General features: G+C 74.6%; 13 protein-coding genes. 8 read left to right on the top strand and 5 right to left on the bottom strand.

Translation table 11 applies throughout. The features are described 5' to 3' along the window. Positions 1-74 precede the first annotated feature (74 nt). A complete protein-coding gene (locus tag EYB28_RS16670) occupies positions 75-734 on the bottom strand; it encodes a phosphatase PAP2 family protein (RefSeq protein WP_205710948.1) in 660 nt (219 codons plus the stop codon). 210 nt (positions 735-944) lie between these two features. Here EYB28_RS16670 and EYB28_RS16665 point away from each other — a divergent pair, with 210 nt between their 5' ends. The 3 genes from EYB28_RS16665 (at position 945) to mfd (ending at position 6,037) form a co-directional block, all read left to right on the top strand. Beyond that, complete coding sequence (locus tag EYB28_RS16665) at positions 945-1,511, top strand: DUF4190 domain-containing protein (RefSeq protein ID WP_166850126.1); 567 nt, start codon at positions 945-947, stop codon at positions 1,509-1,511. Between the two features lie 169 nt (positions 1,512-1,680). Beyond that, positions 1,681-2,271: a DUF4190 domain-containing protein gene (locus EYB28_RS16660; protein ID WP_166850123.1), complete on the top strand. Its 591-nt coding sequence runs from the start codon at positions 1,681-1,683 to the stop codon at positions 2,269-2,271. A gap of 160 nt (positions 2,272-2,431) precedes the next feature. Next, positions 2,432-6,037 carry a transcription-repair coupling factor gene (gene mfd / locus EYB28_RS16655; protein ID WP_166850120.1) on the top strand — a complete coding sequence of 1,202 codons (3,606 nt, stop codon included), beginning with the start codon at positions 2,432-2,434 and terminating at the stop codon, positions 6,035-6,037. 177 nt (positions 6,038-6,214) lie between these two features. Here the strand turns inward: mfd and EYB28_RS16650 are convergent, their stop codons facing one another. Next, on the bottom strand, positions 6,215-7,135 hold the full coding sequence (locus EYB28_RS16650) for a zinc-binding dehydrogenase (RefSeq protein ID WP_166850117.1): 921 nt from the start codon (positions 7,133-7,135) through the stop codon (positions 6,215-6,217). Positions 7,136-7,187: 52 nt separating this feature from the next. Between EYB28_RS16650 and EYB28_RS16645 the strand changes: the two genes are divergently transcribed. Continuing rightward, the gene (locus tag EYB28_RS16645; RefSeq protein ID WP_166850115.1) at positions 7,188-7,826 is read left to right on the top strand and encodes a TetR/AcrR family transcriptional regulator; all 639 of its coding nucleotides are present in this window, start codon (positions 7,188-7,190) and stop codon (positions 7,824-7,826) included. A 173-nt stretch (positions 7,827-7,999) separates the two neighbouring features. Here EYB28_RS16645 and EYB28_RS16640 read toward each other — a convergent pair whose 3' ends face one another. Continuing rightward, positions 8,000-8,416, bottom strand: coding sequence for a PPOX class F420-dependent oxidoreductase (locus EYB28_RS16640; protein ID WP_166850112.1), 417 nt, complete (start codon positions 8,414-8,416; stop codon positions 8,000-8,002). Positions 8,417-8,675: 259 nt separating this feature from the next. Between EYB28_RS16640 and thpD the strand changes: the two genes are divergently transcribed. After that, positions 8,676-9,575 (top strand): ectoine hydroxylase, encoded by a 900-nt coding sequence (thpD, locus tag EYB28_RS16635; RefSeq protein ID WP_166850109.1) that lies wholly within the window; start codon positions 8,676-8,678, stop codon positions 9,573-9,575. A gap of 161 nt (positions 9,576-9,736) precedes the next feature. Next, positions 9,737-10,648, top strand: a complete 912-nt coding sequence (locus tag EYB28_RS16630; RefSeq protein WP_166850106.1) for an aminoglycoside phosphotransferase family protein — start codon at positions 9,737-9,739, stop codon at positions 10,646-10,648. Positions 10,649-10,679: 31 nt separating this feature from the next. Here EYB28_RS16630 and EYB28_RS16625 read toward each other — a convergent pair whose 3' ends face one another. Then, a complete protein-coding gene (locus tag EYB28_RS16625) occupies positions 10,680-11,405 on the bottom strand; it encodes a hypothetical protein (protein ID WP_166850105.1) in 726 nt (241 codons plus the stop codon). Between the two features lie 173 nt (positions 11,406-11,578). Between EYB28_RS16625 and eno the strand changes: the two genes are divergently transcribed. Next, on the top strand, positions 11,579-12,859 hold the full coding sequence (gene eno, locus EYB28_RS16620; protein ID WP_166850103.1) for a phosphopyruvate hydratase: 1,281 nt from the start codon (positions 11,579-11,581) through the stop codon (positions 12,857-12,859). Between the two features lie 196 nt (positions 12,860-13,055). After that, positions 13,056-13,802 carry a septum formation initiator family protein gene (locus EYB28_RS20395; RefSeq protein WP_240930607.1) on the top strand — a complete coding sequence of 249 codons (747 nt, stop codon included), beginning with the start codon at positions 13,056-13,058 and terminating at the stop codon, positions 13,800-13,802. On the opposite strand, the gene EYB28_RS16605 is transcribed toward EYB28_RS20395, so the two are convergent. Beyond that, positions 13,791-14,576: an IclR family transcriptional regulator gene (locus EYB28_RS16605; protein WP_166850101.1), complete on the bottom strand. Its 786-nt coding sequence runs from the start codon at positions 14,574-14,576 to the stop codon at positions 13,791-13,793. The genes EYB28_RS20395 and EYB28_RS16605 overlap by 12 nt on opposite strands. Positions 14,577-14,619 lie beyond the last annotated feature (43 nt).

Below are 14,619 nucleotides of genomic sequence, written 5' to 3'. Positions count from 1 at the left end.
TCGCCGAGGCCGGCTCCGCGGCCGGCGTCCCTCCGGGCGACGGCGGTCTCCTCAGGATGCCAGCGGGCGGCGGTTCATGGGAGGTCGGCGCGGGGTGAAGCGGTGGGCAGCGGCGGCCGGACCGCCCAGCAGGCCAGCGCCGGGGCGAGCAGGCCGAGCAGCAGGCCGGCGACGACGTCGCTCGGCCGGTGCGCGTACGTGACGACCGACGCGGCCGCCGTCGCGGCGACGACCCCCGCCGCCGCGACCACGGCGGCCCGCGGGACGCCCGCGGCGGGCCACAGCAGGAGGACGGCCGCGGCGAGGGCGGTGACGACGGCGACGTGGCCGCTGGGCAGCGTGTTGTGCGCGTAGCCATGGTCGCCGAGCCACGGCCGGGCGAGCAGCTCGTCGCGCAGCACCGTCGCGGCCGGGAGGGCCGCCGCGACGCCGAGCAGCCCCGCCACCACGCGTCGGCGGCGGCGGGCGCGCCAGGCGTGCAGGGCGCACCCGGTCACGACCGCGGCCAGCAGCACGGGGGCGGCCGCGCGCCACCGTTCCGCCGGCCCGTTCGCGAGGTCGTGCAGCGGGCTCACCCAGGAGAACGCCCGGACGTCGGCCGCCTGGCCCGGCCCGGTCCGGACCGCGAGGAGGTAGACGGCGGCGAGCGCGCACGCCAGCCCGGCCACGAGGGACCCCCACGCGGCGGGGCGGTAGCCGCGGACGGCGTCCCACCAGTGCCCGACCGGCTCCACCCGGCACCTCCCGTCGTCGGCGACCCCGGGCCGTGCGGCCCGTCACCGATCGTCGCGCCGCCGGGCGGGCGGGGTCGAGGGGTGCGGCGTCCCCGGCGGGGGTGAAACGTCGGTCGTCCCGTTCCCGGGGCGAGCCCGCCGCGAACCGGGCATAGTGGACCTGGAGGCCGTGGGGCGGCGGTCCGGAACGACGAGGTCAGGGAGCGCACGATGAGCCACGACGACAGCGGTCGGCAGCCCGACCCGTACCAGCAGCAGCCCGGTGGCCAGCAGCCAGGTGGGCAGCAACCCGGCGGGCAGCACGGGCAGGAGCCGCCGCGGCAGCCCCTGCCGGAGCAGCCGCCCACCCCGTACGCGTCCCCGCAGCAGCCGCCGCAGCAGGCGCAGCCGTACCCCCAGCCGCAGCAGCAGCCGTACCCGCCGCCGTACCCGCAGCAGCCCTACCAGCAGCCGTACTCGTCGCCCTCGGCGGGGACGGACGGGTTCTCGGTCGCGGCGCTCGTCACCGGGATCCTCGGCATGGGCATCGTCCCGATCGTCCTCGGGATCATCGGCCTCACCCGGGTGCGGCGCACCGGCCAGAGCGGCAAGGGCATGTCGATCGCGGGCATCGTCCTCGGCGCGATCGGGATCGTGGTGTGGACGGTGCTCCTGGTGCTGGGGATCGCCTTCTTCTCGGAGATGGACCGGCAGGGCGTCTGGGACGACCTCGACGACGGCACCTACGGGTCCTCGGTGGTGCTCGACGCCGCGTCCGGGCCCGTGACCACCGGCTGAGCGCCGGCGGCCGTGCCCGGCGAGACGTCCGGGGCGGTTCGGGTTCGGGTTCCGTGAAGGCTCGGTGGTGGGCCGCCGTGCCGGTGGGACGGGTCCGTAGCATCGCGACGACGCCCGTCCCGACCGCGTGCCGGCAGGCACGGCGGCCGCCCCGACCGCTTGGAGCACCATGACGCAGCCCTACGGCCCGCAGACGATCCCGCCCGTGCAGGCGCCCGTGCAGCGCCCGGCCCCGCAGCATCCGGCCCCGCAGCCCCCGGCACCGCGCGGCACCGAGCCGGTCGCCGTCGCGGCCCTTGTCGCGGGCGTCCTGGGCTTCGTCGTCCCGCTGGTCGGCCTGCTGGCGATCGTCCTGGGCGGCGTCGGGGTGGACCGCACCCGCCGACGCGGCACGGGCGGGCGCGGGATGGCGCGGACCGGCATCGTGCTCGGGTCGATCCAGGTCGTCCTCACGGCGCTGCTCGTCGTCGCCGGGCTGCTGTTCTGGAACGCCTACGGCGACGACATCGAGCGTGGCCTGGAGCAGGCGGGCGACCTCACCCAGCAGGAGCTGTCCCTGCCCGACCTCGTCCTCGGCGGGCTGACCGGCGACTACTCGTTCGAGGACCTGCGCGACCTCGCCGGAGCCGCCGGCCAGATGGACGAGCTCCGCGAGCTCGCCGACGCGTGCCAGGCCGGCGACCCGGCGTCGTGCGACGAGCTGCTGGAGAACGTCCCGCAGGACCTGGTGCCGGAGGAGCTGCGCGGCAGCATGCCCTGACGCCGGACGGCGCCACGGCGGCGGCGTCAGCGGCTCGGCGTAGTCTGGTGCGGCACGCCCGGCCCCCGGCCCGCCATGCTGCGTCCCGGGGAGAGCTGGGCCCGTCGTCGTGCCAGCGCCCGAAGAGCTGCGCCGCCAGCCCAGCACCGAAGGATCGTCCATGAATCTCACCGGTATCGTCCCCGCCCTCCTCGCCGACCCGGGCGCGTCGGCCGCGCTCGAGCACGTGGCCGTGCGCGGGGCGGCCGACGTCGTCGGGCCGGTGGGGGTGCGGGCCCCGCTGCTCGCGGCCGCCGCCGAGCGGCGCCCGCTCGTCGTCGTCACCGCGACCGGCCGGGAGGCGGACGAGCTCGCGGCCGCGGTGCGCGCCTACCTGCCCGACGAGCGCGCGGACGACGTCGCCGTGCTGCCGTCGTGGGAGACGCTGCCGCACGAGCGGCTGTCGCCCCGGGCCGACACGGTGGCCCGCCGGCTGGCCGTGTTCCGCCGGCTGGCCCACCCGGCCGACGAGCCCGGCCCGACCGGCCCGATCCGCGTGCTGGTCATGCCGGCGCGGGCCCTGCTGCAGCCCGTCGTCGAGGGGCTGGGCGAGCTCGAGCCGGTCGAGCTGCGCACCGGCGGCACCGCGGACCTCACCGACGTCGCCGACCGGCTGGTCGCCGCCGCGTACACCCGCGTCGACATGGTGGAGCGACGCGGGGAGTTCGCCGTCCGCGGCGGCATCCTCGACGTCTTCCCGCCCACCGAGGACCACCCGCTGCGCCTCGAGTTCTGGGGCGACGAGGTCACCGAGATCCGCTGGTTCGCCGTCGCCGACCAGCGGTCGCTGGAGATCGCCGAGCACGGGCTGTGGGCGCCGCCGTGCCGCGAGATCCTGCTGACCGACGCCGTGCGCGAGCGCGCCGCCGCCCTCGTCGAGCGGCTCCCGGGCGCCGTCGAGATGCTCGACCGGCTCGCGGCCGGGGTGGCCGTGGAGGGCATGGAGTCCCTCGCGCCGGCGCTCGTGGACCGCATGGTGCCCGTGCTGGAGCTCGTGCCCGACGACGCCCTGCTCGTCCTCGACGAGCCCGAGCGGGTCCGCCGTCGCGCGCACGACCTCGTCGCGACCACCGACGAGTTCCTCGCCGCGGCGTGGACCGGGGCCGTCGCCGGGGGAGCGGCGCCCATCGACCTGTCCGCGGCGTCGTTCGAGACGTTCGTCGAGGTGCGCGACGTCGCGGCGCGGCGCGGCCTGGGCTGGTGGACCCTGTCGTCCTTCTCGCTCGACGCCGGCACCGACGGCGCGGAGGCGCCCGACGTCGGCACCGACGGCGAGGTCACGTTCACCGTCGGGGCGCGCGACGTCGAGTCCTACCGGGGCGACGTCGAGCGCGCGCTCGACGACGTCAAGACGCTGCAGCGCGCCGACTGGCGGCTCGTCCTCACCACGGAGGGCCACGGCCCGGCGCGGCGCATGGTCGAGCAGCTCTCCGCCGCCGACACCGCCGCCCGTCTCGTGGCCGAGCTGCCCGACGAGCCGGAGGGCGGCGTCGTGCTCGTCGCCCCGGCGATGGTCGGCAAGGGCTTCGTCGCGCCCGAGCTGCGGCTCGCCGTCTTCTCCGAGGCCGACCTCACCGGCCGCCAGGGCACCACCACCCGCGACATGCGCAAGATGCCGAGCCGCCGGCGCAACGTCGTCGACCCGCTGCAGCTCAAGGCGGGCGACTACGTGGTCCACGAGCAGCACGGCGTGGGGCGCTTCGTCGAGATGGTGCAGCGCACCCTGGGCGCCGGGGCGAACGCCGCGACCCGCGAGTACCTCGTCGTCGAGTACGCGTCGTCCAAGCGGGGGCAGCCCGGCGACCGGCTGTTCGTCCCGATGGACCAGCTCGACCAGGTCACCAAGTACACCGGCGGCGAGTCGCCGTCGCTGTCCAAGATGGGCGGCGCCGACTGGAAGAACACGAAGGCGCGGGCGCGCAAGCACGTCAAGGAGATCGCCTCCGAGCTGATCCGCCTCTACTCCGCCCGGATGGCCACCCAGGGTCACGCCTTCGGCCCGGACACGCCGTGGCAGCGCGAGCTGGAGGACGCGTTCGCGTACGTGGAGACGCCGGACCAGCTCGTGTCCATCGACGAGGTCAAGGCCGACATGGAGAAGCCGACGCCGATGGACCGGCTCGTGTGCGGCGACGTCGGCTACGGCAAGACGGAGATCGCCCTGCGGGCCGCGTTCAAGGCGGTGCAGGACGGCAAGCAGGTCGCCGTGCTGGTGCCGACCACGCTCCTCGTGCAGCAGCACTTCGACACGTTCTCCGAGCGGTACGCCGGCTTCCCGGTGACGGTGCGGGCACTGTCCCGCTTCCAGTCCGAGAAAGAGTCGAACGACACGATCGAGGGGCTGCGCACCGGCAGCGTCGACATCGTCATCGGTACCCACCGCCTCATCACCGGCGCGGTGCGCTTCAAGGACCTGGGCCTGGTGATCGTCGACGAGGAGCAGCGCTTCGGCGTCGAGCACAAGGAGACGCTCAAGCAGCTGCGCACCAACGTCGACGTGCTCGCGATGTCCGCCACGCCGATCCCGCGCACCCTGGAGATGGCGGTCACCGGCATCCGCGAGATGTCCACGCTCGCCACGCCGCCGGAGGAGCGCCACCCCGTGCTCACCTACGTGGGCGCGTACGAGGAGAAGCAGATCGCGGCCGCCCTGCGGCGCGAGCTGCTGCGCGAGGGCCAGGTCTTCTACGTCCACAACAAGGTCGAGACCATCCAGAAGACGGCGACCCGGCTCGCGGAGCTGGTCCCGGAGGCCCGCATCGGCGTCGCCCACGGCAAGATGAGCGAGCAGCAGCTCGACCAGGTGATCCGCGCCTTCTGGGAGAAGGAGCTCGACGTCCTCGTCTGCACCACGATCATCGAGACCGGCATCGACATCTCCAACGCGAACACGCTGATCCTGGAGCGCGCCGACACGTTCGGGCTCTCCCAGCTCCACCAGCTGCGCGGCCGCGTGGGCCGCGGGAGGGAGCGCGCGTACGCCTACTTCCTGTACCCGCCGGAGCGGCCCCTGACCGACACCGCGCACGACCGGTTGTCGACCATGGCGGCGAACACCGACCTGGGCGCCGGCATGCAGATCGCGATGAAGGACCTCGAGATCCGCGGCGCCGGGAACCTGCTCGGCGGGGAGCAGTCGGGCCACATCGCGGGCGTCGGCTTCGACCTGTACGTGCGCATGGTCGGCGAGGCCGTGGCGGCGTTCAAGGGGGACAAGGAGGCCGAGCAGCCCGAGGTCACCATCGAGCTGCCCGTGGACGCGCACCTGCCGGAGTCGTACATCGCGACCGAGCGGCTTCGTCTCGAGGCGTACAAGAAGATCGCGGCCGCGCAGGACTCGCCCGCGCTCGCCGAGGTCCGGGCCGAGCTGGTGGACCGGTACGGCGCGCTGCCGGACGTGTCCGCCGCCCTCTTCGACGTGGCGGAGTTCCGCAACCACGCCCGCCGGGCCGGGCTCACCGACGTCACCGCGCAGGGCAAGTTCGTCCGGTTCGCGCCCGTGGACCTGCCCGAGTCGGCGCAGCTGCGCCTCAAGCGGCTGTACCCGGGCACGATCCTCAAGCCCGCCATCCGGGCCTTCCTGGTGCCCTTCCCGACGACGGCCCGCATCGGTGGCCGGCCCCTGCGCGGTGCCGAGGTGCTCACCTGGGCCCGCCAGCTCGTCGATGCCGTGATCCTCGGGGAGGTGTCCGCCGCCGCGTCCGTGGGGACGACCGCCGCCCGCTGACAGGCCTGCGGAGAGGTCGTCCGCTCGGTGGCGCGGTGGTCACCGTGAGGCCGAGCTGCGCCGCGGAGAACTGTGTCGAGGGCGTGCGCACCGCGGCGGAGCTCACCGGCCGGGCGGGTCTGTGCGGGCGGCAGCTGAACCGCCGCGGCAGGGTCATCCGAACCGACTCGGGCGGCGTCAGCCGACGGTGAGGACGACCTTGCCGTACGACCGCTCCGTTCCGGCCGTGAAAACGTCGGGGAGCTCGTGCCACGGCCTGACGGCCGTGACCACAGGATCGAGCCGCCCCGAACGGATCTCGGTCGCGAGCCACGTCATGTCGGGGCCGAGAGCGATCTCGGCCCCGAGGAAGAACGTCGTCAGGGAGCGGTCGTGCCGCCCGGCGTCGCCGAACAGGTCCCCGTACCCGAAGAATTCCTCCTCCCCGGCCGCGTGCCCCAGTGCGACGAGCGTGCCGCCCGGCGCCAGCCGAGCGAAGGCCTGGACCAGGTGGGAGCCGCCTAGCAGGTCGAGCACGCCGGACACGTCCTCGCTGAGCTCGGACGGCGAGGCGACCACCTCGTGCGCGCCGAGACCGGCCAGCCGTTCCCGCGCGGCGGGGTTCCTCGTGGTGGCGACGACATCGGCCCCGGCACGGGCAGCGAGCTGCACGGCGAACAGCCCGACGGCGCTCGTCCCGCCGAGCACCAGGATCCGGCGGCCGAGGACAGGACCGAGGCGGCGGAGGCCGCGCAGCGCACTGGTGGCGGCGACGGGCACGACGCTCATGGCGTTCGGGTCGGCCCCGGCGGGAGCGATACCCACGGACTCGGCGGTCACCAGCCGTCGCTGTGCCCAAGCGCTGTCGGGTCCCAGCGATGTCACCACCTCGCCGAGGCGCGGACCGGTGCCGTCGGCTGCCTCGGCCACGACGATGCCTGCGGCGTCCCAGCCCGGGATCGTGCCGTCGGGCAGTAGCGGTAGTGCCTCGAGGTCGCCATGGTTCGGCGCGAAGGCCTGCACCTGGATGACCGCGTCGTGGGGCCCGGGTACGAGGTCGGGCACCTCGCGCAGGCTGAGGTGGTCGGGTGACGTGTGGTCAACGGTCCATGCGAGCATTTCGCCACTGTATGCCAAGTGCCACTGAGTGCCAGTTTGCTAGGGTGCCGGAATGAAGACGCACCCCGTGACCGGCACGCTCCGTAGCCGGCGCATCGCGCGCAGCAGGCAACGCCTCGTGGAGATCGCCCTGCCTGCGTTCGCCGAGCACGGGTACGACGCAGTGACGGTCGACCGGCTGTGCGACCAGGCCGAGGTGTCCAAGCGGAGCTTCTTCCGCTACTTCGACGGCAAGGAGGACCTCGCGCTGACCCCGCTGAACGACGTCTGGCGCACCCTGATCACCGATCTCGATGCGGTGCTCGCCCGCAGCGGGCCGCTGTTGGCGGTTCTGGGTGACGCGCTCGTCGACGCCGTCGAGCAGATGCCGCCGGGTTGGGAGCGCCTCGCGGTGCTGAGTGCGCGCCTGGGCGGCACCCACCCGGAGATCGACGCGGCGGGCGTGGTGGTGTGCGAACGCTTGACGCAGCAGGTCGTCGACACGATCGCGGCGCGGCTCTCCGGTACGTCCGGAGCGGACCTCTCGGCGCGCTTCGTGTGTGCTGCCATGATCGCCGGCCATCGGGCCGCCGTGGACACCTGGCAGTCGGCGCCCGGCGCCGAGACCACGGCGACCCGCGCCGAGCTGTGCGCGCTGATACGGACATCGCTCGCCGGCGCTCCGGCAGCGCTCGAGATCAGGCTTCCGTGAGGGTGTCCTGCCCCGGCCGTCTCAGCGCCACCGCCCGGAGGCGGCGTCTGCTGGCGCGCGTACCGGTGACGATCGATGTCTCAGCCACGGCGGCGCAGCACGTGCCTGATCGACCAGTCGTCGCAGCGACTCGGTCGCGATGTCCAGCTTCGGTGCTGAGCCGCGCCGGTGGTTCAGCCGAAAGACGCGGCCGTGGCGTGCTCGACGTCCACGAGGAACGCGATGCGCTCCTCGCCGCGCGGGTAGTCCGCACCTGTGTAGGCGCGGGAGATGCGGTCGACGACGGCCCACCCGGCACCGCCGACCAGCACCGACTCCACCCGGCCCGAGAGAGAGGCCATCTCCCACGGCCGCTCGGTGTGCGCCACCGACACGGCGACCCGCGGGTCCCGGTCGATGTTGCGCGCCTTGCGCGACCGCGGGCCGGTGAGGAACGCGAGCCGGTCGCCCTCCCACGCCACCCACAGCGGCACGGTGTGCGGCGACCCGTCGGGGTTGAGCGTCGCGAGGTGGGCCAGGTGCGGCCCCGCGACGAGGTCCCGCGCGAGCTCGGGGACGGTGGTCGGGCCGGGTGTCGGTGTCGTCGTCATGCGGGGCCGACCGTTCCCGGCGGCAGAACTCATCGTGACGGTGGCGTTGGTCACATCTCGCCGGTTCGTCGGGGCGCTGTCAGGCGCACCGTGGACGGCGTCCCGCGGGCCACGTCGCGGCGAGCCGCGCGTTGACATCGTCGTAGGGGTCGCGTAGCCATGCCACTGTGCGCCGGGCCACGCCGACGACGGTGGACGGACCGGCAGCGTGCATGACACGACCACGAACCCGGGCAACTTCCGGGAGAAGGGAAGCGACATGACCGCAACCATCGAGACGACGACGGACGCCTACCCGACGCGGCTCGCGCAGCCGGGCGAGGTGATCGCCCGCGAGCACCCGACGGTGTGGGGCACGGCCGACGACGGCCCGTTCGACGCCGCGGCGCTGGAGGCCCACGCCGAGCGCGGCTTCACGATCCTCGAGGACTTCATCACGCCCGAGGAGGTGACCGGCTACACCGCCGAGCTGGACCGGCTCGCGTCCGACGAGTCGCTGCGCGGCGACCCGCGCGTCGTCACGGAGAAGGCGTCGGGCGAGGTGCGCTCGGTCTTCGAGGTGACGAGGCTCAGCTCCGCGATCGACGCGCTGAGCCGGGACCCGCGGCTGCTGGACCGGGCCCGCCAGCTCCTCGGCTCGGACGTCTACCTGCACCAGACGCGGGTGAACTACATGCCGGGCTACAAGGGCACGGGGTTCTACTGGCACTCCGACTTCGAGACGTGGCACGCGGAGGATGGAATGCCCGCCCCGCGCGCGGTGAGCTGCTCGATCGCCCTCACGCCGAACTACCCCTACAACGGGGGCCTCATGGTGATGCCGGGCTCGCACCGCAGCTACGTGCCGTGCGTCGGCGAGACGCCGGAGAACTACCACGAGGCGTCGCTGAAGGAGCAGAAGATCGGCGTGCCCACGCAGGACGCCATCACGGACCTGGCCCACCGCTACGGCGTGGACCAGTTCACCGGCCCCGCCGGGTCGGCCCTGTGGTTCGACTGCAACATCATGCACGGGTCCGGCAACAACATCACGCCGTTCCCGCGCTCGAACATCTTCCTGGTGTTCAACAGCGTGGAGAACGCGCTGACCGAGCCGTTCGCGGCGCCCGCGCCGCGGCCGGAGCACATCGGCAGCCGCGACTTCACCCCGCTGCGCTGAGCCGTGCGACGGCGTCCGGGCCGGGCCGCTCCCCGCGTCCCGGCCGGGGCGCCGTCGGCGGCCGGGGTGGCGACGGCGCCGGTGCGGGATGCCGGCGCCCACCTCGGTGGCCCCCGCGCCGTCGGTCGTCGACGGCGCCGGGACCGCTACCGTGTCCGGCCATGACCACGACCGACGTCGAGATCACCGCCGACCTCGTCCGGGACCTGCTGGCCGGCCAGCACCCGGACCTCGCCGACCTCCCGGTGTCGCTGGGCGCGCGCGGCTGGGACAACCAGCTCTGGCGGCTCGGCGACGACCTGGCCGTCCGCCTGCCGTGGGCCACGGAGCGGTCGGGCGACCTGCTGCGCAAGGAGCACGCCTGGCTCCCCGGGCTCGCCCCGGGCCTGCCGCTCCCGGTGCCGGTGCCGCAGCGCCTCGGCGAGCCGACACCCGCGTTCCCTCGCCCCTGGATCGTCACCACCTGGGTGCCGGGCACCGCCGCCGACCGCGCCCCCGCCACCCGCCCGCAGGCCGCCGACGCCCTCGCGGGCTTCCTGTCAGCGCTGCACCGGCCCGTCCCGGACGACGCGCCCCGGACAGGGCGGGGCGGCCCGTTGGCCGACCTCCGCGTCGACGACGGGATCGCCGAGGTCGCCGAGGCCGGGCTGGTCCCCGACGCCGACGCGGTGCGCGCGGTGTGGGACGACGCCGTGGCGGCGCCCGCCTGGACCGGCCCGCCCGTCTGGCTGCACGCCGACCTGCACGCGGCCAACGTGCTCACCGTCGACGGCACCTTCTGCGGTGTCGTGGACTTCGGGGACCTGAGCGTGGGCGACCCGGCCTGCGACCTCGCGTCCGCGTGGACGCTCCTGCCCGACGGCGCACTCGACCGCTTCCACGCCGCCTACCGCGGGCCGGACGGCGAGCCCGCCGACGACGCCACGCGCCGCCGCGCCCGCGGCTGGGCCGTGCGCACCGCGCTGGGCGGCCTCCTCGTCGGCCACGCGGGCGACGAGGGTCGCCCGGGCGGCAAGTCCACCTGGGGACCCCCGGCGCGGGCCGCGCTGGCGCGGCTGGTCGGGACGGCTTGAGCCCCCGTCTCCGCACCCGTGGACGACGGCGTCAGGTGGGGTCGCTCCGGTGCCGCGGCGGGGCCCCTGGTTCCGGGGCGCGGTCGTGCGCGGCGTCGAGCGCACCCGCGATGCGCTGCTCCAGCGCCTCCGTGGCGGCGTCGGGCAGCGCGAGGATCCCCTCGAGCTCCTTCGTGGCCCGCCGGTACGCGGACTGCCGCTCGGCGTGCGTGGCACCCTCGTCGTCGGCCAGGGCCAGGAGCTTCTTCGCCCGGTCGAGGGCCCGCCGCTCCTCGGGGGTGAAATCGGAGGCGCGGCGGCGCCGCGCCTCCCGCTCGGCGACGTCGAACGCGACCTGGTACTCGCGGACCGCCTCGCGATAGCGGTCGAGCCGCCGGCGGTCGCGCAGCTCCCGCGGGTCGTCGGGGCGCAGCGACCCGGCGTCGCGGCGCGCGCGGTGGTACGCGATGGTGACCTGCTCGCGCATGTCGGTCATGACGGGGTACTCGAGCACCTTGAAGGGGTCGAGCTCGTAGTCGAGCCAGCGGCGCTCGGTGTCGTCGTGCTCGGCCGTGACCCGCTCGATCTCGCTGGTGAGCGCCTCGTCGGCCTCGGCCGCGGCGGCCTTCTCCGCGTGCTTGAGGCGGTAGAGCTCGATCTTGTCGCGACGACGCCGCTCGTCCCACTTCTGCGCGCCCTTGACCCAGCCGCCGACGATCCCGCTCAGCGGGAACACCAGCCACCAGAAGGAACCGACGAAGTCCCAGAACCCGTCCACCGACCCCACGCTAGCGGGAGTGGTGACCGCTGAGCGGTCACGGGCACCGGTACCGGGCCGCCGGTTTAGGGTGGGGGCGTCAACCCAGCACCGTCGCGGGCGTCAGCGGCCCCGGGCACCTCCGCCCGGGCCTGGTCGCGCGGTCGCCCGCGGTCCCGTCTGAAGGAGCACCCGTGGCAAGCATCGAAGCCGTTGGAGCACGCGAGATCCTCGACTCGCGCGGCAACCCCACCGTCGAGGTGGAGATCGCGCTGGACGACGGCACCTTCGCCCGTGCGGCCGTCCCCTCGGGCGCCTCGACCGGTGCCTTCGAGGCGGTGGAGCGTCGCGACGACGCCTCCGACCGCTACCTGGGCAAGGGCGTCGAGGGCGCCGTGAACGCCGTCATCGACGACATCGCCCCGGAGCTCATCGGCTACGACGCCGAGGAGCAGCGCATCATCGACCAGACGCTCATCGAGCTGGACGGCACCCCGAACAAGGCGAAGCTCGGCGCGAACGCGATCCTGGGCGTCTCGCTCGCCGTCGCGAAGGCGGCGGCGAAGAGCGCGGGCCTGGACCTGTTCCGCTACGTCGGCGGCCCGAACGCCCACGTGCTGCCGGTGCCGATGATGAACATCCTCAACGGCGGGTCCCACGCGGACTCGAACGTGGACATCCAGGAGTTCATGATCGCGCCGATCGGCGCGGACTCCTTCAAGGAGGCCCTGCGCACGGGCGCCGAGGTCTACCACGCGCTGAAGAAGGTGCTGAAGTCCGAGGGCCTGGCCACCGGTCTCGGTGACGAGGGCGGCTTCGCCCCGAACCTGCCGAGCAACCGCGCCGCGCTCGACCTCATCATCACCGCGATCGAGAAGGCCGGCTACACGCCGGGCACCGACGTCGCGCTCGCCCTGGACGTCGCGTCCACGGAGTTCTTCGACGACGACAAGTACTCCTTCGAGGGCAAGTCCCTCCAGGCCGCGGAGATGATCGAGTACTACGAGCAGCTCGTCGCGGACTACCCGCTGGTCTCCATCGAGGACCCGCTGGCCGAGGACGACTGGGAGGGCTGGAGCGCCCTCGTGCAGCGCATCGGCGACAAGGTGCAGATCGTCGGCGACGACCTGTTCGTCACCAACCCGGAGCGCCTGGCCAAGGGCATCGAGCGCAGGTCGGCGAACTCGCTGCTGGTCAAGCTCAACCAGATCGGTACGCTCACCGAGACCCTCGACGCCGTGACCCTCGCGCAGCGCAACGGCTTCACGACGATGACCTCCCACCGCTCCGGCGAGACCGAGGACACCACGATCGCGGACCTGTCCGTGGCCACGAACGCCGGCCAGATCAAGACCGGCGCCCCCGCCCGCGGCGAGCGCATCAACAAGTACAACCAGCTCCTGCGCATCGAGGAGGCCCTCGACGACGCCGGCCGCTACGCCGGCCGCAGCGCGTTCCCGCGCTTCCAGGGCTGACACCGTCCCACGGTCGACGGCGGCCGGTCGCTCCCTCCTGGGGGGCGGCCGGCCGTCGTCGTCCCCGGGGCACGACATCACCGCGGCAGTCCGGACTGCCGACCGGAACGCGACCTGCCGACGCGATCGGCTCCCGTGTCCGGGCGCGCCGACGGCGGTCCACGGCCGGGGCGGCGCGGGTCGGCAGAATCGTCACGTGCCCTCCCGCCGTCCCACCCCGCCCTCGTCCCGCCGTCCGGCGTCGCGACCGTCCGGTGCGCGCGGGACGACGTCGCGCGGGTCGGCGGCGCGCCCCACGACGACGGCGAACGGGTCGGTGGGCGCCCCGCCCGCGCGGCCGGCGTCGACGTCGGGGGGCCGGCCGTCGCCGAAGAAGCCGGCGAAGGCGGGCGCGAAGTCGTCGTCGAAGGCGGGGGCGTCGCGCGGCTCCTCCGGCAAGGGCGCGGCGGACCGCCGGGGGTCGCGCCGCCCGAGCGGTCCGGCCCGCGAGGACCGCCGCCGCAGCCGCTACGGGCTGGTGCTGCCGGAGGTGCTGACCGTCCGGCTGCTGGTGCTGTCGGTCGTCGTGCTGCTGGCCGTGGTGCTGCTGCTGCCGACCCTGCGGGGGGCGGTGCAGCAGGCGGGCGAGCTCGACGACCTGCGTGCCGAGCTGGCGGCCCACGAGGCCGAGCAGGAGCGGCTGACCGAGGAGCTCGCCCGGTGGGACGACCGCTCGTACGTGGAGGAGCAGGCCCGCTCGCGCCTCAGCTTCGTCATGCCGTCCGACCAGGTGTGGCGCGTCATCGACCCGGATGCGGTGGGCGCGGCCGACGTCGACCCCGTCACGGGTCAGGCCGTCGACGCCGGGCCGGTGGGCACCGCCGGCGACCCCGACGTGCCGTGGTACCAGTCGGTGTGGGAGTCGGTGCAGGTCGCGGACGGCCCGGCCGGGTCAGGCCGGTGACCTGGGTGGGTGGGCCAGCCCCTCCTCGATGCGGCGCGCGGCGCGCAGGACCACGGGGGCCAGCGCGTCGAGGCGCTCGGGCGGCATGGACGGGCGCGCGGCGGAGACGCTGATCGCGGCGGCGACGGCGCCGGTCGCGTCGCGCACGGGCGCGGCGACGCACAGGATGCCCGCCTCGTTCTCCTCCAGGTCGTAGGCCACGCCCCGGCGGGCGGCCTCGCTCATCACGGCGACGAACCCGTCCGGGGTGAGGACGTCCGGTGCGGGCGGGTCGGCGGCCCGGCGCTCGGCCGTGAACCGCTCCCGCCACCGGCCGGGGGAGTCGAGCAGCAGGGCCTTGCCGATGCCCGTGCGGGTGAGCGGCATCCGGTGCCCGACCACGGACCGCATCGCCGCGCCGTCGGGGCCGGGGAGCTTGTCGAGGTAGAGCACCTGGCCGCGGTCCTCGACGGCGAGGTGGACGGTGGCGTGCACCCGCGCGGCCAGGTCGCGCAGCACGGGCGCCGCGGCCACGGTGACGGGGTTCTCCTGCAGGGCCTGGTACCCGAGCTCGATGAGCACGGGGCCGAGCGAGTACCGGCCCTCGCCGGACCGGCGCAGGTACCCGGCACCGACCAGGAGCTGCAGCAGGCGGTGCGTGGTGCTGCGGCCGACACCCGTGGCCGCCACGACGTCGCGCAGCCGGTCGTGCCCGCGCGCGACGGCCCCGACGACGGCGAGGCCGCGCGCCAGGGTCTGGGTGCCCGCGGGCGGGCTGTCCGGCGGGCCGTCCATCCCCTGACGTTATCCCGATAATCGGGAAGTGTGGCGGTCGGTC

This window comes from Isoptericola sp. BMS4 (assembly GCF_011634835.1).
In the GTDB taxonomy this organism is placed as follows: domain Bacteria; phylum Actinomycetota; class Actinomycetes; order Actinomycetales; family Cellulomonadaceae; genus Isoptericola.
Note: the sequence above shows the minus strand (reverse complement) of the source record. Positions and strands in the feature narration are given on the sequence as shown.

Bases quoted from the DNA above. Each gene is read 5' to 3' on its own strand.
- thpD (WP_166850109.1), top strand. From the start codon at position 8,676: ATGACCGCAACCATCGAGACGACGACGGACGCCTACCCGACGCGGCTC.
- EYB28_RS16665 (WP_166850126.1), top strand. From the start codon at position 945: ATGAGCCACGACGACAGCGGTCGGCAGCCCGACCCGTACCAGCAGCAG.
- EYB28_RS16660 (WP_166850123.1), top strand. From the start codon at position 1,681: ATGACGCAGCCCTACGGCCCGCAGACGATCCCGCCCGTGCAGGCGCCC.
- mfd (WP_166850120.1), top strand. From the start codon at position 2,432: ATGAATCTCACCGGTATCGTCCCCGCCCTCCTCGCCGACCCGGGCGCG.
- EYB28_RS16645 (WP_166850115.1), top strand. From the start codon at position 7,188: ATGAAGACGCACCCCGTGACCGGCACGCTCCGTAGCCGGCGCATCGCG.
- EYB28_RS16650 (WP_166850117.1), bottom strand. From the start codon at position 7,135: ATGCTCGCATGGACCGTTGACCACACGTCACCCGACCACCTCAGCCTG.
- EYB28_RS16640 (WP_166850112.1), bottom strand. From the start codon at position 8,416: ATGACGACGACACCGACACCCGGCCCGACCACCGTCCCCGAGCTCGCG.
- EYB28_RS16630 (WP_166850106.1), top strand. From the start codon at position 9,737: ATGACCACGACCGACGTCGAGATCACCGCCGACCTCGTCCGGGACCTG.
- EYB28_RS16605 (WP_166850101.1), bottom strand. From the start codon at position 14,576: ATGGACGGCCCGCCGGACAGCCCGCCCGCGGGCACCCAGACCCTGGCG.